Here is a 21691-nt window from a genome sequence, read left to right as displayed (position 1 = left end):
TCAACTGTCAACTGTCAACTGTCAACTGTCAACTGAAACACTATTTACCAATTTTGTACTGTTGAATATTGAATATTTCTCATGACTTACCAAAATCTCAAACGTGCTAGTGGCCTATTTACTAATTATCGAAACGCAAAGCAGGCGCTAGTGGAGCTAAAAAGCACGGGCTTCCCCATGCACAAGATTTCAGTGATTGCTCAACCTTCTGATAATGATGATTTGGACTCTCTGGGTGTCCAGCAAATTTTAATCACAAGAGCAGCAGGTGCACAAGTAGGCGCGATCGTAGGCAGCATAAGACTAGGTTCAGTAGCATTAATTGTTGGACTCAGCAGCCTGCTAATTCCCGGTATTGGTCAGGCCGTAGCGGTGGAAAGCCTTTTAGCAACTTTTTTGGGAAGTGGGATTGCTGCAAGTGCTGGCGGTCTGTATGGCGCACTTCAAGGATGGTTGGTGCCAGAAGAACAAGCAAGAATTTACAATAACAGATTTAACGAGGGAGATTATTTGATCGTCATGGAGGCAAGAGAAAATGAGGTCGTGATTGCTGAACCTGTCCTTAAACGTTGGGAGATTCTGACGTGGCGTGTCTGTGATGCTACATAAATTCAAGGTAATATAAGAAAGACAATTACCTTGCGGTTCCGCCTACAGCATAGTCAACCGTATCCTGTAGACTAAAACGATAGTTAATCTGTCAATTTCTTTGAGGAAAACGAGTTTATGACAGGAGTATCGGCGATCGAGTCGATTGTAGCGCAAGCACCTCCCTTGGGGAGCGATCCTGCTATAAATAGCCAAACGGCAGGAGCCATTCCTGAATTGGTCATCATATTGATCATTCTGCTGCTGATTGCAACTTTTGTTGCACTCGTAACCCAACGGTTGCGAATTCCCTACGTGACGGGCTTAGTGTTAGCAGGCTTGCCCATTACCGAGCTCTTGTCGCGTCGAATTGGTTTAGACCCATCTTTAGTATTAAATCTTTTCCTACCAATTCTGATTTTTGAAGCAGCTATCAATACCGATATCAGCCGTCTCCGCAGCACCTTTAAGCCGATCGCCCTGCTGGCGGGTCCAGGCTCGATCTTTTCCTCAGCAATTATCGCTGTTCTGGTTAAATTTGGGCTAGGGCTAGACTGGATTCCGGCATTGCTGATCGCAGTAATTCTGGCAAATACGGATACCGTCTCAATGATCGCGGTTTTTAAAGAGATCCGTGTGCCTTCCCGGCTATCCACCATCGTTGAAGGAGAAACCCTGTTCAATGATGCGGCTGCCCTGGTTTCATTCAATTTGATTCTAGTCGTTTATGCTACAGGCTCTTTTACCGTCGTGGGAGGACTTAAGGAACTGCTCGTGGTTGCCTTGGGTGGGGCACTCGTGGGTGTCATCTTAGGTTACTTGAGTCTGCCGATATTTGTTCGATTACATGACCCGTTGAGTAGTCTCTTGCTGACCGTGGCACTGGCGTTAGGAACATTCCAAATCGGGCAATTTTTGGGGGTATCCGGTGCGGTGGCTGTGGTTATCGCCGGACTCATTTTTGGCAATCTGGGGCTTTCTCGCAGTACGTCAGCCTCGGATCGAATTACACTACTGAGCTTCTGGGAGTACGCTGGTTTTGGGGTCAATACATTTATTTTTCTGCTGATCGGCATTGAGATTAACCCCCTCGTGCTGTGGAGAATTTTGCCCTCCATCCTGTTCGTCATTTTGGCGTATCAACTGGGACGGATTCTCTCGGTCTATCTGTTGTTAGCGGGGCTGCGGTGGTTCGATCGTCCGATTCCCCTGCGCTGGCAGCACGTTCTGTTTCTGGGAAACATCAAAGGCTCACTCTCGATGGCACTGGCGCTTAGTATTCCTCTGGCATTGCCAGGACGGGATAACATCATTGCGCTGGTTTTCGGTGCAGTTTTATTCTCCCTGGTAGGACAGGGATTAAGTTTACCCTGGCTGGTAAAACGACTAAAAATTAGCCGTGTTTCTGATGTAATGCAGGAAGCTGGGCAGTTACAGATTCAGTTGATCGCTTCCAAAGCGGCTCAAGATGAGCTAGATAGTTTGCTGAAAGCAGGGGTGTTGCCGAAGGCAGTTTACGAGGAGTTATGGGCATCATATCAAGCACGAGTAGCACACTCTGAGCGAGTGCTGCGCGATCTCTACAATAAACATCGGGCAGGGCAAGTACAGGGCGATCGCAGCGGGCTAGATACGATTCGACGGCGATTGCTTCTAGCAGAAAAAGGAGCAGTTAGCGATGCCCTCCGCAAGCGAATTGTCCCAGAGGATCTGGTTCATCCTTACATCAAAGATTTGGATGAGAAACTTCTAACGTTGGCAGATGACTAGCGCGAATGCCGAGGTAATCAATCATCTGGTGAACTAGCTCTGGACGGGTGACGACCAAGATGGTAGAGCCTGCTTCCAGAACAGTATTGCCGTTCGGAATCTCCAGATTGGCGCAGGCATGGCATTGATAACCAATAATCAGCGAACCTTTTGGAAAACGGGGGTCTTGAGCAATTTGAGCAACGGTGCGACCTGCCACCTTGCAATCGCCTGGAACTGGCAGCTTTAGTACCTCGACTTGCCCGTGTTCAAAGTGCATCATCGACTCGATTTGGGGATATTCAATCGCATTCGCCATTGATGCAACTGCCAAATCAATAGTGCTGATGATGTGACTTGCTCCGGCAAGTCGATAGGCTTCCATGAATTCGCGATCGCGCATTCGCACCACAATATGGGAAATGCCATAGCTTCTGGATAGGGTGATCAGCGCTAAATTCAGTGCATCATCCCTGAGTGCTGCAACGACTGCGTTTGCTTGTTTAATTCCTGCTTCCAGAAGAACCGTTGTACTCACCGCACTGCCTTCAAATGCCATTACTCCGATTTTTTCACGAGCAAAGCGACAGGCCAGCGGGTCGGCATCGATGATGGCAACCGTATGACCGACTTTTAATAGCTGCTGGGCTAAACCCAGCCCCATCATTCCTGCTCCACCAATTAATACGTACATGACTATTTTTCACCCCAAGAATGAACTTTACAGATTTATCCCTATGAGTGAGATTGTTTTTGGTTTCTATCAGTTGAATCGGTTTGTGGGGTGGCTTTTACCGGGCTTACTTATTACTTGTTCCACACTTAGTTTAATCTGCTTGTGGGGCTGGCTCCCATGCCAACCCCACAAGTGATTTTCCTCAGTTAGGTACGCAGCGGGAACCCTACATAATCTTAGGCACTTTAAAAAACTCCCCATCGCGATCGGGAGCTCCCTCCAAAATACTTTCTCCCTTAGCAAAAGGTTGCAAATCGTCCGATCGCATTACATTACTAACATCGATCGCCCGCGTTGTCGGCTGCACCTTACTCGTATCTAGTTCACTCAACTGCTCGAAATAATCCAAAATACCGTTAAGTTGACCAGTAAACTGCTCTTCTTCTTCCGGCGTTAATTCCAATCTCGCTAAATTCGCTACTTTCCGAACTTCTTCTCTGTCAATCATAAAAATCTGTAATCTGTAATTGGGAATTGGGAATTGGGAATTGGGAATTGGGCATTGGGCATTGGGCATTGGGAATTGGGCATTGGGCATTGGTTATTTTTTATTAGAAAAACTACTAACTACTAACTATTACCGATTACCAATGCTTTATGCCCTATGCCCCATTCCCCATTCCCAATCCTAGTTAAAAATACACATCAATTTGCGATCGACCTGTCGTCTTCAGCCAATTTTGTACCTCAATGTAATTGTTTGGGGCCAAGCGAATAGCCTCCTTCCAATAATCGGCAGCTTTATCAAACAGCCCTTCCGCGCCTTCAATATTGCCAGCTTCCTTTTCCTTTTCCCCTTGATAGTGGTAAATTACAGCAATATTATTCAGTGCTTGTGGCATTCTCGGATTGAGATCCAAAGCCTCGCTGTAATATTCCAAAGCTTTATCGTGTTCGCCGTTGCTAGTATGGATCAGCCCCATATTGTACAAGACATAACTGCGATCGTAAGGATCTTCCTCCAGCTTCAGCGCTTCATGATAATTGTCCAGCGCTTCAGCATATTCGCCATCTGCTTGAGCTGACATACCATCCCGGTAATAAGCAAAAGCTTCCTTCGCCTGCTTTTTTGCCGGCATAATCTTGAGGATGATATCAGCCATTACCGTGAAACTTTTGTCAATAAAGTTATCGTTGCGTTGAGTTCTTGGCATATGCGATTCTTTGGTTAGTGGCTAATCAGAAAAATTAGCCTGTAAAGTTTTGCTATTAATAATTGCGCCACTGTTGTAGTGGACCGTTGTGTTGAGGGCGCTAAAAAGTTTAGTCGATCGCACCTGCGAACCTTAAAACACGCCCTTGGGTTTAACACCCGCGCAAGCTCTATCTATTTTATAGAAGTCTTGCAAGACTTGCAAAAAAACTAGATTTCTTTAACATATCTCTGGCACTCTACACAAAACTTACAAAAACCCGCGCCGAAGGGAAAAGTTCTGCTGGAGGGTGCAGGGGCAATCCTCTCCTCTTCGATGGCTTTCCTTCGGATTGCTTTGCTAACGCCAACGGGCGATGATCGCGCACCGTACCCTACTCACTGTACCCATAATCCCCCCTCCTTGACCCTCAGAGCAAACAAGCAAAAGCAAATGCCGAGGAGAAATTCAATCACAAAGTTTTATTAAGCTATTCGAGTTCAGCCCATACTTAAAAGTTATTCGGCAAAACACTAGCAATATTTTGCCCCAAAGTCAAGGGCAGACTCAAAAAAAATCAGAAACCCGATCGCCAAAACCAGCTCGAATTCCCGCAATATATAATAAAAATAACCGGGTAATTTTCACAGAGAGAAACCTATGGCTCCGAATCCCACCATTATGCAAGCCGTCGAACAACTTGGCTACCGCGTTACGGTTGGAGACGTGGCGGCAAAAGCTGGATTAGATGTCAATTTTGCCCAGCGAGAACTGTTAACCCTCGCCTCCGAAGCAGGTGGCAACCTGCAAGTAGCAGAATCCGGCGACATTGCCTACCTATTCCCCAAGAACTTTCGAGATATTTTGCGAAACAAATTCTTGCGATTGCAGTTGCAGGAATGGTGGCAAAAAATCTGGCGCATTTTATTTTATCTGATTCGGATATCTTTCGGCATAGTGCTGGTAGCTTCTATCCTCTTAATTTTTGTTGCTATCACGATTTTACTCTCCAGCGGCGATAGCAATAACAACGGGGGCGGAGGAGACGGTGGTAGCGGGGGCGGCAGAGGCGGCGGCTTTTCCTTTTTTCCCTACTTCTGGAACGACTTAATCTGGATATTTTACTGGAACCATGACCAACCATACTACCAGCAGCGATCGCGCTTAACTGGCCAAAAACCCGAGATGAGTTTTCTGGAAGCAGTTTTCTCCTTTATATTTGGAGACGGCAATCCCAATAACCATTTAGAAGAGCGCAAGTGGAGCGATATTGCCGCTGCAATCCGCAACAACCGAGGCGCAGTCGCCGCCGAACAAATTGCGCCCTATCTCGACAATCTCGGACAGGGATACGCCCAAGAATACGAAGAATATATGCTACCGGCTCTCGCTCGTTTTGATGGCCGTCCCGAAGTCAGTCCCGAAGGGCAAATAGTCTACCACTTTCCGCAATTGCAAACCACAGCTGCCCAGCAAAATCCTCAACCAGTAGCAGCTTATTTGCGAGAAATGCTGTGGCGTTTCAGCCGCGCCGACTCCGGCCAAATCATGCTGGCAGCAGGTTTAGGAGCCGTCAATCTTGTCGGTGCGTTAGTTTTGGGGAATCTATTAACTAATAATTTGCTCGCAGGTGGATTTATCGGTTTCGTCAGCGCTGTTTATCCCATGCTCCTGATTTACGGCGTCGGATTTCTCGCAATTCCTTTAATTCGCTACTTCTGGATTCAGTGGAAAAATAGCCGGATAGAATCCCGCAATCAAGAGCGTCAGCAGCGAGCAATGTTATTAAACGAACCCGATGCCCACTTGCTCAAAAAACTAGCCTACGCCCAGGAATTTGCAGCAGAAAACGTTCTCACTGGAGAAGACTTAGCTTATACAACAGAAACAGAATTAACCCAACAAGAACTAGAACAATCAGCCAAAATAGATGCCGAATGGCAGCGCAGGATCGATCGCTCGAACAACTTGTAATACTAATGAAAAAAACAGTTCTTTGTTGTTAAGTTAGGTTGCACTCAAATCTTGAACTCTTTTCAAGAATAGGCAGGATGCCTGTTCCACAATAAAATATCTTTGTTGGGGAACGGGCTTTTAGCTCGTTGCTAATAATTTGGGAAAATATCCATCTTTATGGATGTCAAAAGTTTTTCTAATCCGAGTTTTATTAAATAAGCTTAGGGCGTTTAAAAATCAAACAATTTTGGTCATACTTCGAGTCGTGATCCAGAGCCACAAGTTCCCATCCCTCCTCCCCCAAATGGTTGACAAATTGATGCAGCGAGCCTTGTTTCCAATCTCGCTGTTCTTCACCGTTTACATATAAACTAATCAGCTTGTTTCCAAAAGGATACATATTCGCATCCACAAATAAATACTCCCACTTTTGCATAGCAATCCTTAATGTAGTTAGTTGGCAATTGGCAGTTGGCAGTTGGCAGTAGTTAGTAGTTATTGGTTATTTGTTGTTGGCTCTAATAACCAATGCTTTTCGGCTAAGATGCTTTTCGCCCCACTTCCAAATTCCCAATTACCAATGCTTTTCGACCCAATTCCCAATTCCCAATTCCCAATTCCCAATTCCCAATTCCCAGCAGTTACTGGACTGCAATTCTAGCCAAAGTAGTACCCCGGTAATAGTGCAACAAAATTTGCTGGTAGCCGTATCCCTGTCTGGCCAAATTGTATGCCCCCCACTGACTCATTCCGACAGCATGGCCGAAACCTTTGCCAGCAACTTGAAAACCGGTAGGAGGTTGGCCACTGTTCCTTGGGTTCCCACCGCCCCCATACTGAGGAATCACGGTAAACCGCGTACTCCTCAAATTTAAAACCCGGCGTAAATCTGCGCCAGTCATGACCCTAGAACCGCCATCTCCAACTACTTTCATCCTCAAAACGCTGCCGTAAGCCGTAGTGCGTTCTGGCTTCATCGAGATCACATTGCCCACGCCAGAAATCTTACTGCTGATTTGAGCCCGAGAAAAATTTTCTTTCCATTGGTAAACCGGCGCCCCTTGGTCGAAGTCAGGAACAGCACGCAGGTAAGGCAAGGGTTCCGTCCAAACATCTTCGACATTTTCAGTATGCCCCCCAGACGCAGAGTGGAAAGCGGCTAAAATTATCTGACCGTTGTAGGCTAGAACTTGACCGGCGGTTGCATCGACTGCGGAATAAGTGCCAGAAGATTCTGTTTGCAGTCCTTTGTAAACCTGCGAAGACTGAGTGCTGTCCACGTCGTAAAGCTCGGTTTCGCTTTTGAGGCGCTGGTGGATAGCGTAGGAACGGGCGGCGACTGCTTGGGCTTTCAAAGCCTCTTGAGGCCAATTGCCACTCATCTCGGCGCCGAGAACGCTGTAGAGATACTGTTCGATATCGACGTAGTTGACGGCAGTCAAAGCTCCTTTTTGGGGAACTAGAAGCGTGCGTCCCCGATACCACCGATCGCCAATCCAAACATAACCGTTCCCCGTCGGCTCGATCCAAACTTGGTTGGCGGCCCAGCGACCAATTGCCACTGTTCCCGATCGAAATTGAGCCGACTGAGAACTGTTTGCCGACAGTTCGCCCAAATTGCGCCCGCTACCGTCGCGGATTGCAGCCTTAGTAGAACTGCCGACTTTTACCTGACTTGCCCCGTCTTGTACCGCCACTCGCAAGATCAGGGCAGCCTGTGCTGGGGCTACCATTGCCAGCCAAAACAACAGCGAAATCCAAAAGTAGCGTTTTTTTAATGTCGAAAAAACGGAACCAAAAAATACTCCTGACTGCATTTGAAAATTTTCCTCCTGTGCTGTATTAGTTTAAGAATTTTTAAGGGAAGGGAAGGGAAGGGAAAAAGGAAGGGGAACGGAAGAAAGAAAACGTTAGAATTGGGTTTGGCACTCTGTGCGCTTGTCGAAAATGATTTTAGCAACTAGATGTTCGCAGGAACAGCGATTTATCCCGGTTCCGGGGTGCGACTATTTCCTATATGTCGGATTTGTCGCACTCTGGATATATGTAACATATTTTTTAAGACTTAATTGAGGTGATTTGACTCTTGCAGATTACATTTCTCGGAACTAGCTCCGGCGTACCCACGCGATCGCGCAACGTTTCCAGCATCGCCCTCCGGTTGCCCCAGCGAGCGGAACTCTGGCTGTTTGACTGTGGCGAAGGAACTCAGCACCAGTTTCTCCGCAGCGATCTCAAAGTCAGCCAACTAAGCCGCATTTTCATCACTCACCTGCACGGCGACCATATTTTCGGCTTAATGGGTTTGCTGGCTAGCTGCGGTTTGGCCGGGAATGTCAAGCGCATCGATCTTTACGGGCCTCCGGGACTTGAAGAATATTTGCAAGCTGGCGTTCGTTATTCTCAAACTCATTTTTCTTACCCGGTTAAGGTACACAAAATTCACGAGGGAGTTATCTATGAAGATGACGAATATATTGTTAGTTGTGGCCCTTTGAAGCACCGAGTTACTGCTTTTGGTTATCGAGTAACTGAGAAAGATCGTGCGGGACATTTTGATGTAGAAAAAGCAAAGGCTGTGGGTATTCCTTCCGGGCCAATTTACGGCGAGTTAAAACAAGGAAAGACGGTAAAGTTAGAGGACGGGCGACAGTTTAAAGGTACTGATTTTTGTGGCCCGGATCAAGTCGGGCGCAAGTTTGTTTATTGTACTGACACTGTTTTTTGTGACGGGGCCGTGGAATTAGCGAAGGATGCTGATTTGTTGGTTCATGAAGCTACGTTTGCTCATCAAGATGCTCAAATGGCATTTGATCGCCTGCATTCAACTTCCACAATGGCGGCTCAAGTGGCTTTGATCGCTGGGGCTAAACAGTTAATTATGACGCATTTTAGCCCGCGTTATGCTCCCGGAAATGCGATCGTCCTGGATGATTTGCTCAAGGAAGCGCAGGCAATTTTTCCGAATACGAAAATGGCCTATGACTTTTTGACTTACGAAGTGCCACGCCCTGTTTAAAACTAGGGTTAATCTGACCTGAGATGTGACAGCATTTTCAATAAGGGCGATCGGGGCGGGCAAGATGCCCACCCCACAAAAACATTAATCTCTTGTGGAACAGGCATCTTGCCTGTTGATTAAATTAATCCAACAAAAACATTAATCTTTTGTGGAACAGGCTTTCGAGCCTGTTACGCCCTGCAATTGTCAATAAGTACATATACCTGAGCTGCGCTCGCTACCCACCTTCACCAACTTCAATCTAAAATCTAAAATCCAAAATCCAAAATCGGTCGATCGCCCCCAGCAACGGCCCAGGAGAGCCAATGGTTGCTACAATCGGGGAGGGTATATGTTGTGGCTAACACTACAGCCCGTAACCCTGAAAGCTAATAGCTAAATTATTAAAAATCTGCCTCTCCTGCCATGTTTAAAAATCTGCTAGGCGACCCCAACGCGCGCAAACTGAGAAAATTTCAGCCTTGGGTAGCTGATATCAATATTTTGGAAGAAGACTTCCGCGCACTCTCAGACGATGGTCTCAGAGGGAAAACGGCCGAGTTTCAACAACGTCTGGCAAAAGCTAGATCTCTCAACGAAGAAAAAGAGATCCTAGACGAAATCTTGCCGGAAGCTTTTGCAGTGGTGCGGGAAGCGGGACAGCGGGTTTTGGGACTGCGCCACTTTGATGTCCAACTCCTCGGCGGCATCATCCTCCACAAAGGCCAAATTGCGGAAATGAAAACCGGTGAGGGCAAAACTCTGGTGGCCACGCTGCCGGCATACCTCAACGCCCTCAACGGTAAAGGCGTACACATCATCACCGTCAACGATTATCTCGCAAGGCGGGATGCGGAATGGATGGGACAGGTGCACCGATTCCTGGGATTGACTGTGGGACTGATTCAGCAGGGCATGGATCAGGTGGAACGAAAGAAAAATTATAACTGCGATATTACCTACGCCACTAACAGCGAAGTCGGCTTTGATTATTTGCGCGACAACATGGCTACTGTCATGGAAGATGTAGTGCAGCGTCCTTTTAATTTCTGCGTGATTGACGAGGTTGACTCGGTGCTGATTGATGAAGCACGGACGCCTTTAATTATTTCCGGCCAGGTGGAACGCCCCAGTGAGAAGTATATGCGGGCGGCTGAGGTAGCTGCAGCTCTGAGAAAGGAAAATGAAGAACATTACGAGGTTGACGAAAAGGCTCGTAATGTGCTATTGACCGATGAAGGGTTTGGTGAAGCTGAGAATTTGTTGGGTGTTACGGATTTGTATGACCCGGCTGACCCTTGGGCGCATTACATTTTTAATGCGATTAAGGCGAAGGAATTGTTTATTAAGGATATTAACTATATCGTCACTCCCGATCGCGAAGTGGTGATTGTGGATGAGTTTACCGGCCGGGTGATGCCGGGACGCCGCTGGAGTGACGGTTTGCACCAGGCGATCGAAGCCAAGGAACGGGCGGAAATTCAGCCGGAAACTCAGACGCTGGCGACAATTACTTATCAAAATTTCTTTTTGCTTTATCCGAAGCTGTCGGGGATGACGGGGACGGCAAAAACTGAAGAGACCGAGTTTGAGAAGATTTACAATCTGGAAGTGACGCTGATTCCCACTAACCGGATTACGAGCCGTACTGACCTTTCCGATATGGTTTACAAGGCGGAGGCTGGGAAGTGGAATGCGATCGCCCAAGACTGCGCGGAAATGCACGAGATCGGTCGGCCGGTGCTGGTGGGCACGACAAGTGTGGAAAAGTCGGAGTTGCTGTCGCGGCTGCTGCTGGAACGCAAAATTCCTCACAATTTGCTTAATGCTAAACCGGAAAATGTGGAGCGGGAATCAGAAATTATCGCTCAAGCCGGACGCAAAGGCGCTGTGACGATCGCGACAAACATGGCGGGACGCGGTACTGATATTATTTTGGGCGGTAATTCTGAGTACATGGGCCGCCTGAAGTTGCGGGAGTATCTTATGCCCCGGATCGTGCAGCCCGAAGATGAGGAGGGGTTTTCGGTGGTGCAAGTGCCCGGTATTGGCGGCCGCCCCGCACCTCAAGGTTTTGGTCAGACTGCGAAAAAGGTCAAGTCTTGGAAAGCTTCGGCGCAGATTTTCCCGACGCAGCTATCGAAAGATGCCGAGCAAATGCTCAAGGCGGCGGTGGAATTGGCGGTGAAGGAGTACGGGGAGCGATCGCTCTCGGAATTGCAAGCCGATGATATCGTGGCTATAGCTTCGGAAAAAGCGCCGACAAAAGACCCGGTAATTCAAAAATTGCGGGAAGCTTACAATTTAACTCGCAGCGAATACGATGCTTTTACCAGCACCGAACACGATGAAGTGGTGCAGTTGGGAGGCTTGCACGTCATCGGTACAGAACGCCACGAATCGCGCCGGATCGACAATCAGTTGCGCGGCCGGGCGGGACGCCAAGGAGACCCGGGTTCTACGCGGTTTTTCTTGAGTTTGGATGACAATTTGCTGAGGATTTTCGGCGGTGAACGGGTGGCAGGTTTGATGAAGGCTTTCGGTGTTGAGGAAGATATGCCGATCGAATCTAAAATGCTGACTGGTTCCCTCGAAGGCGCTCAGAAAAAAGTCGAAACCTACTATTACGATATCCGCAAGCAGGTATTTGAATACGACGAAGTGATGAACAATCAGCGTCGAGCAATCTATGCGGAACGTCGCCGAGTATTGGAAGGTTTGGACTCCAAAGAACAGGTAATTAGGTATGCCGAACAGACGATGGATGACATCGTGGGAGCATACATCAATCCCGATTTACCTTCGGAAGAATGGGAACTCGACAAACTTGTGAGCAAGGTGAAGGAATTTGTTTATCTGCTGGCTGACATGACACCGGATCAGCTAGAAGATTTGTCCGTTGAGGAAATTAAAACATTCCTGCACGAACAAGTCCGCAATGCTTACGACATTAAAGAAGCGGAAGTTAATGCAATCCGAGCTGAATTGATGCGAGATGCGGAACGGTTCTTTATTTTGCAGCAAATTGATACTTTGTGGCGGGAACATTTGCAACAAATGGATGCTTTGCGCGAGTCTGTAGGGCTGCGCGGTTACGGCCAGAAAGACCCGTTAATCGAGTACAAAACTGAAGGTTACGAGCTGTTTTTGGACATGATGACGGATATCCGCCGCAATGTGGTTTATTCGCTGTTCCAGTTCCAGCCGCAGCCGGCAATGCAAGTTTCGCCAGAGATGGTTTGAACATAGTTAACAGTTGACTGTTGACTGTTAACTGTTAACTGTTGCTGGTTCCCAGGCTCTTCCGGGGAACCAGTTGCAGATTTGAGATTAAAGCCAATCTTCTTGATCGCTTTTTTGTTTCCTGTAAACCTCACCTTTGGCATGAATTTTACGGGTTTGTTCATAAAGACTTTCTTCGGTATGATTCCATTTTTGCAGGACTTTTTTTAAGTCTGATTGAATATCTCTAGCGCCGGGAAAGCCTCGGTAGCGAATTATCAATCTTGCTAATTCCGATAAATTGTAGTCGGTTGCTTCTCCTGCTATTAAAGTATCGACACTGGCTCGATCGCGCTTGTATTGCGGATGCTGCTGATCTTGAGTTTTTTCTACTAAATCCATACTATTTATGTTGGCCAATTATTTGAAAATGTTGCTAAGCTGTGTTGCATCTAGATTGCCTATGGTATTAGAGAGGGAGAGGGGGAGAAGAGGAGAGGGGGAGAGGATTTGACGATTTTTTGATGGGGACTCGAAATATACAATTTAAATGCACAACAGCTTACAAGCAACCGCCACCAAAAGCGCGGACATAAATAACTATCATGAATAGAGTCTTAAATCCGCGCTTCATAAACGGTTTGATTCGGGTATCATAACAGTCAACAGTCAACTGTCAACAGTCAACTGTCAACAGTCAACTGTTCAGTCATCCCCAGAAATTTTTGTGTTTGTTGAGTAATACCAAATAGTCGATCGCCGTGACAAAAGATTTCCCAGGCGCGAATTCCCATAAAACCAATACCTGCAACCGCCAAGGGCATCGCTGCGGCACCTAAAAGCGCGGCAATTGGGGGAAATATCATGCACAGTGTTAACAAAATGCCAGTAATAACACCGCCAGCAATGCCAGCTTTGGCGGTGGCGGTGGCGACTTCTTCGACTAACTCTGACTGGGTAATTTTCCCTTCCACGCACAATAGCGAGTTTTCTAAGATAGAAAATATTAACTCAATTACTGCTGCGGCGATCGCCCCTTTCATTGCAGCCCCAACGATTTCCGCAACTGCTGCTTTAAACGCTGCATCCGCTAAAACTTGCTTAGCGACTGCTAATTCTGCGGCAGTCATGTCTGCACCACCGCGAGTACGATTCACCCAAAAATGTTCAAAAATCCCGTTAGCAGCTTCGCTTCCGCCTCCATTGACGTGCGCTTGGATGTGACTCCAATCTTTATCTTGACGGAAGTTGCGAATTGCTTCTGGGCCTTGAGCACGAATTTGGGCGGGTATGGATTCAAATACTTTTGCTGCTTCTTGAATATCTCGCATTCCGTCACGCATCCCAACGCTAGCAAATTTGGATTGCAGATTTCTTGGCAGGTTCTCAAAACGGATGTTATGTGCTATTTTAAAAGCTTCTTGAGTGGCGATCGCCCCGGCACTAACCATTGAACTTGGCGCTGATTGTACCCACGCCGTTAATCCAGTTGCACTTTCCTCAACTTTAGCAGCGATTTCGTTGGCTAAGTTTTGGGTGTCGGCAACAGTTTCTCGTACTTTAGCCGTTAGCAATTCGAGCGGATTCTGGTTAATTTCCATGTTGAGCCAGCTTGCATCGTTAATGATTGAATTATGCTGACTATAACATTACTCTTCAGTAAGTGTTATTTTCTACTGAATTGCTTCTCGCTTCTAACTCCGGCTGTAAATTTAAAGCTTTTTTTTGATAAAATAAACCTTCATTGATTCGCCCTTGCTCTTCCAAACTTTTGCCTAAATTCCAATAAGCGACGGCTAAATCTGGTTGAATAGCGATAGATTTTTGATAGTAAGTTATGGCGTCATCGAGCTGACCTTGTTTGTAAAACATACTGCCCAAATTAACATAGGCTTCGACAAAATTAGGATCAAATTCGATCGCCTTCGAGTAGGCGCGAATCGCCGCCTCTATTTTGCCTTGGGCTTGCAGGATATTGCCTAGAGTTTTGTAGGGGGCGGCGAAATTCGGTTGCTGGCGAAGTGCTTGGTAACAGGAGGCGATCGCCTCTACATATTTCTGTTGCGTATAATAAATTTCTGCTATCTTGTTGAGTGCGATCGGACTATCCGGTTGAATGGCTAGTAATTTTTGATATTGAGCGATCGCCTCCTCAAGCTTTCCTGATTTCTGAAGGGTCTCGCCCGCTGACACATACTGCTCTGCTAACTCGGAATTTGCGGTCATAGATTTTACTTTAACAGCCAAAACTACTTTACCACAACTGTTAGTTAGCAACCGCAATTTGTAGGGATATTCTGACTATTTGAGATTTTAAATTTGTTTTTGTACCAACATAGGACTTACGCAATCATTCCAGGTATGGGGGCAGCCACGGGGGGTTTGCCCCTACAAAACACTATATATTGAGGCTGTGCGTAAGTCCTGCAACAGTTCGGACAGTTTTTGATTACCAAGAGCTTAGGAACCGGGTTTCTAACACCCATGCGTCAGCCTTGAAACTGTCGGAAGTGTTGATAGATCAATTAGCTAAATGTTCGATCGCCCTAGCTGTTCAAAAATTGATCGAAGGGGCGATCGAAAAAATTAAGGAGACAGTCGCCACACCTTAATCGTGTCGTCAAAACTGCCACTGATCAGAGTTTTGTCTTGAGGATTAAAAGCCAAATCCACCCAGGTAGAATGACCCTTCAGCGTGCCCGCGATTTCGCCGGAACTCAGGCGCCACAGCTTGATAGTCCCGCTCAAATCGGCGCTGGCCAGTTGGTCTCCGTCGGGACTGAAAGCCAAGGACTTAACCTTGTCGGAATGGCCGATCAAAGTCCGCAGCAAAAAACCGTTGGGCTGCCCGGAGTGATTATTGGCGCTGATATCCCACAACTTCACCGTCTTGTCCCAACTGCCGCTGGCGAGAGTTTGACCGTCTGGGCTGATGGCCAGAGACCAAACCGCCTCGGAATGACCCCAAAGAGTTTCTTTCAATTCCCCAGTCTGCCAGTTCCACAGGTTGATCTTACCGTCGCTGCTGCCGATCGCCAAAGTTTCTCGATCGGGACTGAAAGCCACCGACTGCACCTCGTCAACAACCCGGTTGAGAGTTTCCAACTCTGCCCCGCCTTGGACTTCCCACAGCTTCAAAGTTTTGTCCTTACCGACACTGGCCAGGGTCTGGCCGTCGGGACTAAAAACCACAGAGAACACGCCGTCTTGGTGTCCGTCCAAAGTCTGAATTAACCTGCCAGAATAGAACTTCCACAATTTAATCGTACCGTCAACGCCACCGCTGGCGATCATCCTGCCGTCGGGACTGACGGCCACCGACCACACAGGCCCCAAATGTCCTGCTAAAACCTTGAGCAGCTTGCCGTGACGCTTGTGCAGCAGGTGAATTGTGCCGTCGTTATTCCCGCTGACGATCACGCGGCCCTGGGGAGCGACTGCTACCGCCCAAACCGGGTTTTTGTGTTGATCCGCCAGAGTCCGTACAGCAGGCCCTGACGGCGATGCCTTACTCCTGAAATTCTGCATCGGGGGCGGATTGAACCGAATTTCGGGAATGCTAGAAACAGGCTCAGAAGAAGTGAAAGCCTGCGGTGCAGGAGATGGCAAGCGAGAACCCAGCACTACCGACAGCAGGGCAACCGCCGTTCCTCCCCACATTGCCAAAGTCCACTTGGGTTTGCTGAGAATCACGTCTACCGGTGCCGGGCCGTATTTCATGTCTGTGAGAATTGCCTCGGTCGAGCGATAGCGTTTTGATGGTTCTCGCTGCACCATTTTATCCAGAATGCGGCCGAGTCGCGCCGAAACTGGTACTTTCAAATAATGTCTCCAGGTCCAACTTTCGGCTTTGATGTCAAACAAATCAAAGGGCGACATTCCCGTTAACAAGTGAATGCAAGTGACTCCCAAACTGTAGATATCGCTGCTCTTAATCGCTTTGCCTTTAATTTGTTCCGGGGCGGCGTATTCCGCAGAACCTGTCACCGTTTCAGTTTTGAGCGGCCCGCTATTAGCCGGAATTGCGGCGCCGAAATCGACTAAAACTAGCCCAGAGGAACTTTCCTGGGACACGGAATGTAAATCCTCTTTCCCTGCCAAAGCTGGGGGTGCTTGGGGAGTTTTCCGGTGAATAATATTCGACGGTTTGATATCTCCGTGAATCAGTTGATGTTCGTGAACAAATTGCAGGACTGGCAACAATTCGCTCAGCAGATACCAAATTTGAATTTCTTTAACAACGCCTTTTTCTGAAAGCCGATCGGCTAAATTGTGGCCTTCGATGTATTCTTGCACTAAATACTGGCAGCCTTCGAGTTCAAAAGATGCCAGCAGTTTTGGTATTTGGGGATGTTGGCCCAACTCGTCGAGAACTGAGGCTGAGCCGCGAAATGTCCGGTTTAGTCGGTTTTGACCGTCCGCTGTGCCTGCGGGCGCGCAGAACTGTTGAATGACGCAGCGGGGTTGCGAAGGTTGGTCTTCATCGACGGCTAAGAAGGTGCCGCAAGTGAGACTTTGACCGAGGGTGTGAAAGACTCGGTAGCGGCCTTTTAGCAGCAAGTTCGACTCGCAACTTTTGCAGACTGTCGCGCGATCGAGATTTTGGGGATTCTGGCAATGGGGATTTGTGCAGTAACTCATTTGTCTTTCCGCTGGAGACCCCCGTCCGACATTATTGCTGGTGGGGGAGGAAAGCGGGGCGGTGCGTGCCGCTTCCTGTGGACAAATTAAATAATTGGAATCTTTGCTTGATCATAATTGTTTCCCAGATTTTCGCCACAATGGCTTCGGTCGATCGCGCGTAAATAATTGCTGACTTTCCTGCGAGCGAGGTTTAATAGGTCGAGCATACGGGCGGGCTCTGGGGCCCAACCCTACTCCCCACAAGAAAATCATTCTTTGTGGAACAGGACGGAAAGCCTGTTCTTTAGAATGGTGCAATATCTCACTTGTTACCGAATTAAGCTATACTGTCATTGCGAATACTTGCATTGCGATCGCACCAAATCAATCGCGAGAGCTTGCCAAATATCCGCGATTCTTTGTTCTAGGGAGTGAATCTAAAAGTTCAAATTTCCCATGTCAAATCCACTAACAGATTAAAACTTAGCCACATTTTCCCAAACTAACTACTAACTTTTAACTATTACTTATGCCGTTAATTCGCGTTCCCAAACCTTGGGAAATTCTCGAACCCCAAATTACCCCAGAAACAGCCTTTCTCAACCGCCGTCGGTTCATGACAAATTTAATTGGCGCCGGCGTGACAGCTTCGCTGCTGCCGCTGACCGGCTGCCAAAGCAATGCTAGCTCAAAAACTGCCTTGGAGCAAAGCTCAACCCAAGCATATTCAGAATTGAGCCGGAATCAGGCCTTTGCAAAAGTCGATCGAGCAATTACCGACGAAGCCTTAGCTACAAAATACAACAATTTTTACGAATACGGCGGCACAAAATCTATTTGGCAAGCCGCTCAAGCTTTGCCAACAGAAAACTGGAAAGTAGAAGTAGGCGGTTTAGTAAAAAATCCCCGCACTTATGATATTGACGACCTCTACAAAAAATTTCCTATCGAAGAACGAGTTTATCGATTTCGTTGTGTAGAAGCCTGGGCGATGGTAGTTCCTTGGGTCGGATTTCCCATGAAATTACTGATGGCCGATGTCGAACCGCAATCGAAAGCTAAATTCGTTCGCTTTACCTCATTTTACGACCCCAAAATAACTCCCGGCCCAGGTTTGATGTCGCAATTTTATCCCTGGCCTTATACCGAAGGTCTGCGAATTGAAGAAATGGCCAACGACTTAGCATTTTTTGCCACAGGCTTGTATGGCCGAAGGCTACCAAAACAAAATGGTGCGCCGCTGCGGCAAGTAATTCCTTGGAAATACGGTTTTAAGGGGGCAAAGTCGATCGTCAAAATTGAATTTGTCGAACAACAGCCCGCCACTTTTTGGAATACAATCGGCCCCAACGAATACGCCTTTGAAGCAAATGTCGAACCCGACAAACCGCACCCCAGATGGTCGCAGGCCAGCGAACGGATAGTCGGCCCCGGTAACAGTTGGTCGTGGGAAACTCGCCCGACTTTGCCCTATAACGGTTACGGCGAATATGTGGCGAGTCTTTACAGTTAATTGACGGCTTTCCCCTCGTTTCTAGGCTCTGCCTAGGAACGCAGATCCGGAGGCTCTGCCTCCCTATTTCTGCGAGGCAGAGCCTCGGATTCAGGCATTCCCAGGCAGAGCCTGGGAACGAAAAAAAACATCCTATTATCCTCTATAATAAAAATTGATGAAGCTACCAAGGAATTGCTAAATGGTAACAACAACATCAACTCCCGTAGAGCAGCAAACTACCCCAGAAAACCGAGTTATTTTAAAAGGTGTCAATTGGTACTGGGGGGGTAACAACCAGCCTGAAACCCATACTTTGTAAGGATTGAGCCAATCCGCTGCTCAAAAAAGATAGGCAGCATAATTGTTACACGCTTGCCTATCTCAAAAATAATGATACCAACATTCTACCTCATTCATTTAAAAAAACCACTAAGTTCAGCTCAATTTAAACTGATTGAAATCTTGCTACCCTTGATACAATCAGAAAAACAAGTGAGATTAGAACGGCTCTCGCGGGTATTTCCCTATCCAATTACAACAGAAAGTCGGCGTAGAAAACTACAAAGATTTCTCGACTTGCCTCACTTAACTATCTCACTAATTTGGTTCCCATTAATTACTTATTGGTTGATTACTTATTGCCGTGTTGGTCAAACTTTATCAATCGCAATCGACCGCAGTCAATGGGGCCGCATTAATCTCTTTATGGTTAGCCTGATCTGGGAGCGAAGAGCAATTCCATTATACTGGTCACTGTTGCCCAAATTGGGAAACAGTAACTTTGAATCACAAACAACCCATTTACAGCAAGTTTTACCATTATTTTCAGACGGGTAAAGTCATCGTGTTAGGAGACCGTGAATTTTGTTCTGTCGATTTGGGAAACTGGCTAAGGGAAAAGGGTGTATCTTTTTGTTTAAAACTGAAAAAAAATCATTGTATCGAAACGGAACATTTAGTTTGGCAACGGTTAGATGAATTAGGAATAGTATTCTTAAACCTCTTTATATTTTCAAGGTAAAAGAGTGAGGAAAACACGGGCATCCTACCGGATTTGATCTTGCTTGTAAGTGGAAAAGGAACTACGGGGGATGGAAGGTTGATGAAGCGTGGTTTATACTCACAGATTTAGGGTCATTGCTGGCAGCTATCGATGCTTACAAGCAACGGATGGGCATTGAAGAAATGTTTCGAGATTGTAAAACAGGAGGCTACGATCTTGAAGGAACTAGCTTAAAAGGAGACCGACTTATTAACATGATTCTGCTCATGACATTTGCGTACAGTTCAGCAATATTTCAAGGCACTGAAATGAGGAAAAAGCAGGTGCAAAAATATGTATATCGCCGCAAAGAACCTAAAAAAAGATATCAAAGACGGAGTACATTTGGTGTTGGTTTAGATGGAGAAAAGTGGGTTAATTATCTCGAACAATATTCTGAAGAGGTAGAACAGTTAATGAAGTTAACTCCCAATAAACGCCGCTTTTATCAACAAGGTATGCGGGCCGCAACCCTTATACAGTCTATCTCGTAGACCTCTTTGTCACCCCCCCAGCAATTGGTCAACTTTTAAAGCATTGCTGGCAGATGTAGGGGACGATAGAGCTTGGAGAATTGCTTACGATGGAGGAGTATTAGAAATCAGGATGCCGCATCTAGAACATGAAGTTCCGAAAGGACTGATAGAAAGCTTTATTGAAGCTACAGCAGATGAGCTAGAAATCGAAGTGATGAAAGCTGGTTCTCTGACTCTCGAACGGGAAGATTTAACTCGTGCTGTCGAACCTGATACTTGTTTCTACATTCAAAATGAAGCCAGCGTCAGAGGAAAAGAGATATGAAACTCCCAGAGGATTTGCCGCCTGATTTAGCAATAAAGTCAGATTACACGAATTCTTCAGTTAATAAAGATTCCATATATGCTGCTCTTGGCGTTCCCGAACTTTGGAGGTATCGGCGGCACTCTCTGCAAGTTTATCAACTTGTAGAAGGGAAATATGAATTGTGCGATTCCCTACGGGATAGCTTCGCCGCGCGTAGTTTAGCTTTTCCATTTTTACCCGTTGCCGAAATTCCCGGTTTCATCGAACAAAGCAGAACAGTCGGACAGCGCGCAGCAGTGCGTTTGTTTCGGCAAAGAATTAAAGAAATTTTACTCAGTCAAAGTTAACGGAAAAATCCCACTTACTTTTGTTGGAAAACTAGCCAATCAATTTAAATTACATCAGCGTTCATCAGCGTGCATCTGCGGTTAAAAAAATCTTTAATTCCGATAAAAAATCAATTAACAAACTCCTGCAATCTCTGCCAAACTCGCTCCAATAAATCTGGCGTGCTAACATCAAACCATTCAATTTCAGGATAAGCTCGAAACCAAGTTCGCTGTCTCTTGGCAAATTGCCGCGTGTGCAAAATTGTTAATTCTTTGGCTTCTTCAAGCTTAATGTCGCCAGCCAAATATTGTTTCATCTCCTGATAGCCCAGCGTGTTCAACAGTGGCAAGTCGCAGCCGTATTTTTTACACAAATATTCTACTTCAGCAATCCAACCGCGTTCTAGCATTTGTTCGGTGCGCTGTTTGATCCGATCGACCAAAACTTCGATATCGCAATCCAACCCAATTTGTAAAATAGGATAATTGGGAGGATTTTCGCCCTGCTGTTCGGAAATAGGGCGACCGGTCGCATAAAATACTTCCAGTGCTCTTAAAGTTCTTACTGGGTCATTGAGGTGAATTTTCTCAGCCGCAGAGCGATCGACCTGCTGCAACATCGCGTAACATTGAGATTGTCCGAGTTCCGCAAGTTGCGATCGCAATTCGGGCATCGGCCCTACCCTCGGAATTTTTAAACCGTGCACGATCGATTTAATATATAAGCCCGTCCCTCCCACCAACAACAGGGGGGGAGACAGGGGAAAATCGACAGCAGCTATTAAATTTTGAGCTTGCTGCTGGTAGTCTGCGACTGTTAGAGTTGCTGTCGGATCGCAGATGTCGATAAAGTGATGGGGTACAGAAGTGCGATCGACCGCCGTCGGTTTTGCGGTTCCGATGTCAAATTCGCGGTACACTTGACGGGAGTCCGCACTTAGAATCGAGGATTGCAGTCGCCCCGCCAAAGCCAAAGCCACTCCCGACTTCCCCGTCGCCGTCGCCCCACAAATCGTAATTAATCTAGGCATAAG

19 protein-coding genes are annotated in these 21691 nt (G+C 46.9%); 9 read left to right on the top strand and 10 right to left on the bottom strand.

The annotated features are described in order from the left end of the window. The first annotated feature begins 81 nt into the window (after positions 1–81). Together QUB08_RS19585 and QUB08_RS19580 are read left to right on the top strand one after the other, a co-directional pair. Positions 82–609, top strand: coding sequence for a hypothetical protein (locus QUB08_RS19585; RefSeq protein WP_333226285.1), 528 nt, complete (start codon positions 82–84; stop codon positions 607–609). A 117-nt stretch (positions 610–726) separates the two neighbouring features. Further along, positions 727–2358: a sodium:proton antiporter gene (locus QUB08_RS19580; RefSeq protein WP_333226283.1), complete on the top strand. Its 1632-nt coding sequence runs from the start codon at positions 727–729 to the stop codon at positions 2356–2358. Here QUB08_RS19580 and QUB08_RS19575 read toward each other — a convergent pair. The 3 genes from QUB08_RS19575 to QUB08_RS19565 all read right to left on the bottom strand — a co-directional run bounded on the left by QUB08_RS19575 (position 2315) and on the right by QUB08_RS19565 (position 4227). Next, positions 2315–3031, bottom strand: coding sequence for a TrkA family potassium uptake protein (locus tag QUB08_RS19575; protein ID WP_333226281.1), 717 nt, complete (start codon positions 3029–3031; stop codon positions 2315–2317). The two genes, QUB08_RS19580 and QUB08_RS19575, sit on opposite strands and share 44 nt — an antisense overlap. Positions 3032–3239: 208 nt before the next feature. Continuing rightward, positions 3240–3521, bottom strand: a complete 282-nt coding sequence (gene gatC, locus QUB08_RS19570; protein WP_006635952.1) for an Asp-tRNA(Asn)/Glu-tRNA(Gln) amidotransferase subunit GatC — start codon at positions 3519–3521, stop codon at positions 3240–3242. A 184-nt stretch (positions 3522–3705) separates the two neighbouring features. Further along, entirely contained in the window at positions 3706–4227 is a 522-nt protein-coding gene (locus QUB08_RS19565; RefSeq protein WP_333039118.1) for a photosystem I assembly protein Ycf3, read from the bottom strand. A 639-nt stretch (positions 4228–4866) separates the two neighbouring features. On the opposite strand from QUB08_RS19565, the gene QUB08_RS19560 reads away from it, so the two are divergent. Continuing rightward, positions 4867–6180 carry a hypothetical protein gene (locus tag QUB08_RS19560; RefSeq protein WP_333226279.1) on the top strand — a complete coding sequence of 438 codons (1314 nt, stop codon included), beginning with the start codon at positions 4867–4869 and terminating at the stop codon, positions 6178–6180. A gap of 193 nt (positions 6181–6373) precedes the next feature. Here the strand turns inward: QUB08_RS19560 and QUB08_RS19555 are convergent, their stop codons facing one another. Together QUB08_RS19555 and QUB08_RS19550 are read right to left on the bottom strand one after the other, a co-directional pair. Further along, positions 6374–6598 carry a hypothetical protein gene (locus tag QUB08_RS19555; RefSeq protein WP_333145441.1) on the bottom strand — a complete coding sequence of 75 codons (225 nt, stop codon included), beginning with the start codon at positions 6596–6598 and terminating at the stop codon, positions 6374–6376. Between the two features lie 205 nt (positions 6599–6803). After that, the gene (locus QUB08_RS19550) at positions 6804–7979 is read right to left on the bottom strand and encodes a SpoIID/LytB domain-containing protein (protein ID WP_333226277.1); all 1176 of its coding nucleotides are present in this window, start codon (positions 7977–7979) and stop codon (positions 6804–6806) included. A 269-nt stretch (positions 7980–8248) separates the two neighbouring features. On the opposite strand from QUB08_RS19550, the gene QUB08_RS19545 reads away from it, so the two are divergent. Both QUB08_RS19545 and secA read left to right on the top strand, forming a co-directional pair. Next, the gene (locus QUB08_RS19545) at positions 8249–9181 is read left to right on the top strand and encodes a ribonuclease Z (RefSeq protein ID WP_333226275.1); all 933 of its coding nucleotides are present in this window, start codon (positions 8249–8251) and stop codon (positions 9179–9181) included. A 408-nt stretch (positions 9182–9589) separates the two neighbouring features. Next, on the top strand, positions 9590–12406 hold the full coding sequence (secA, locus tag QUB08_RS19540) for a preprotein translocase subunit SecA (RefSeq protein WP_333226273.1): 2817 nt from the start codon (positions 9590–9592) through the stop codon (positions 12404–12406). 87 nt (positions 12407–12493) lie between these two features. Here secA and QUB08_RS19535 read toward each other — a convergent pair whose 3' ends face one another. The 4 genes from QUB08_RS19535 to QUB08_RS19520 all read right to left on the bottom strand — a co-directional run bounded on the left by QUB08_RS19535 (position 12494) and on the right by QUB08_RS19520 (position 17026). Next, the gene (locus tag QUB08_RS19535) at positions 12494–12787 is read right to left on the bottom strand and encodes a DUF3288 family protein (protein WP_333226271.1); all 294 of its coding nucleotides are present in this window, start codon (positions 12785–12787) and stop codon (positions 12494–12496) included. 281 nt (positions 12788–13068) lie between these two features. Then, on the bottom strand, positions 13069–13986 hold the full coding sequence (locus QUB08_RS19530) for a hypothetical protein (RefSeq protein WP_333226269.1): 918 nt from the start codon (positions 13984–13986) through the stop codon (positions 13069–13071). 55 nt (positions 13987–14041) lie between these two features. Beyond that, positions 14042–14611, bottom strand: coding sequence for a tetratricopeptide repeat protein (locus QUB08_RS19525; protein ID WP_333226267.1), 570 nt, complete (start codon positions 14609–14611; stop codon positions 14042–14044). A 360-nt stretch (positions 14612–14971) separates the two neighbouring features. Beyond that, on the bottom strand, positions 14972–17026 hold the full coding sequence (locus QUB08_RS19520) for a serine/threonine-protein kinase (RefSeq protein ID WP_333226265.1): 2055 nt from the start codon (positions 17024–17026) through the stop codon (positions 14972–14974). 511 nt (positions 17027–17537) lie between these two features. Here QUB08_RS19520 and msrP point away from each other — a divergent pair. From msrP to QUB08_RS19500, 4 genes are all read left to right on the top strand, one after another. Beyond that, on the top strand, positions 17538–18521 hold the full coding sequence (msrP, locus tag QUB08_RS19515; protein ID WP_333226263.1) for a protein-methionine-sulfoxide reductase catalytic subunit MsrP: 984 nt from the start codon (positions 17538–17540) through the stop codon (positions 18519–18521). 1119 nt (positions 18522–19640) lie between these two features. Then, on the top strand, positions 19641–20039 hold the full coding sequence (locus QUB08_RS19510) for a hypothetical protein (protein WP_333226261.1): 399 nt from the start codon (positions 19641–19643) through the stop codon (positions 20037–20039). Between the two features lie 43 nt (positions 20040–20082). Beyond that, positions 20083–20346, top strand: a complete 264-nt coding sequence (locus tag QUB08_RS19505; protein WP_333226259.1) for a hypothetical protein — start codon at positions 20083–20085, stop codon at positions 20344–20346. Next, the gene (locus tag QUB08_RS19500) at positions 20343–20675 is read left to right on the top strand and encodes a hypothetical protein (protein ID WP_333226258.1); all 333 of its coding nucleotides are present in this window, start codon (positions 20343–20345) and stop codon (positions 20673–20675) included. The genes QUB08_RS19505 and QUB08_RS19500 overlap by 4 nt, the downstream gene beginning before the upstream one ends. Positions 20676–20785: 110 nt before the next feature. Here the strand turns inward: QUB08_RS19500 and miaA are convergent, their stop codons facing one another. Then, a complete protein-coding gene (miaA, locus tag QUB08_RS19495) occupies positions 20786–21688 on the bottom strand; it encodes a tRNA (adenosine(37)-N6)-dimethylallyltransferase MiaA (RefSeq protein ID WP_333226256.1) in 903 nt (300 codons plus the stop codon). Between the last annotated feature and the right edge of the window lie 3 nt (positions 21689–21691).

The sequence above is a fragment of the Microcoleus sp. BR0-C5 genome (genome assembly GCF_036705045.1).
In the GTDB taxonomy this organism is placed as follows: Bacteria; Cyanobacteriota; Cyanobacteriia; order Cyanobacteriales; family Microcoleaceae; genus Microcoleus.
Note: the sequence above shows the minus strand (reverse complement) of the source record. Positions and strands in the feature narration are given on the sequence as shown.

Excerpts from the sequence above, each read along its gene's own strand:
- QUB08_RS19585 (WP_333226285.1), top strand. The coding sequence starts at position 82 with ATGACTTACCAAAATCTCAAACGTGCTAGTGGCCTATTTACTAATTAT.
- gatC (WP_006635952.1), bottom strand. The coding sequence starts at position 3,521 with ATGATTGACAGAGAAGAAGTTCGGAAAGTAGCGAATTTAGCGAGATTG.
- secA (WP_333226273.1), top strand. The coding sequence starts at position 9,590 with ATGTTTAAAAATCTGCTAGGCGACCCCAACGCGCGCAAACTGAGAAAA.
- QUB08_RS19520 (WP_333226265.1), bottom strand. The coding sequence starts at position 17,026 with ATGAGTTACTGCACAAATCCCCATTGCCAGAATCCCCAAAATCTCGAT.
- QUB08_RS19555 (WP_333145441.1), bottom strand. The coding sequence starts at position 6,598 with ATGCAAAAGTGGGAGTATTTATTTGTGGATGCGAATATGTATCCTTTT.
- QUB08_RS19550 (WP_333226277.1), bottom strand. The coding sequence starts at position 7,979 with ATGCAGTCAGGAGTATTTTTTGGTTCCGTTTTTTCGACATTAAAAAAA.
- QUB08_RS19525 (WP_333226267.1), bottom strand. The coding sequence starts at position 14,611 with ATGACCGCAAATTCCGAGTTAGCAGAGCAGTATGTGTCAGCGGGCGAG.
- miaA (WP_333226256.1), bottom strand. The coding sequence starts at position 21,688 with ATGCCTAGATTAATTACGATTTGTGGGGCGACGGCGACGGGGAAGTCG.
- QUB08_RS19530 (WP_333226269.1), bottom strand. The coding sequence starts at position 13,986 with ATGGAAATTAACCAGAATCCGCTCGAATTGCTAACGGCTAAAGTACGA.
- QUB08_RS19575 (WP_333226281.1), bottom strand. The coding sequence starts at position 3,031 with ATGTACGTATTAATTGGTGGAGCAGGAATGATGGGGCTGGGTTTAGCC.
- msrP (WP_333226263.1), top strand. The coding sequence starts at position 17,538 with ATGCCGTTAATTCGCGTTCCCAAACCTTGGGAAATTCTCGAACCCCAA.
- QUB08_RS19500 (WP_333226258.1), top strand. The coding sequence starts at position 20,343 with ATGAAACTCCCAGAGGATTTGCCGCCTGATTTAGCAATAAAGTCAGAT.
- QUB08_RS19580 (WP_333226283.1), top strand. The coding sequence starts at position 727 with ATGACAGGAGTATCGGCGATCGAGTCGATTGTAGCGCAAGCACCTCCC.
- QUB08_RS19535 (WP_333226271.1), bottom strand. The coding sequence starts at position 12,787 with ATGGATTTAGTAGAAAAAACTCAAGATCAGCAGCATCCGCAATACAAG.
- QUB08_RS19560 (WP_333226279.1), top strand. The coding sequence starts at position 4,867 with ATGGCTCCGAATCCCACCATTATGCAAGCCGTCGAACAACTTGGCTAC.
- QUB08_RS19565 (WP_333039118.1), bottom strand. The coding sequence starts at position 4,227 with ATGCCAAGAACTCAACGCAACGATAACTTTATTGACAAAAGTTTCACG.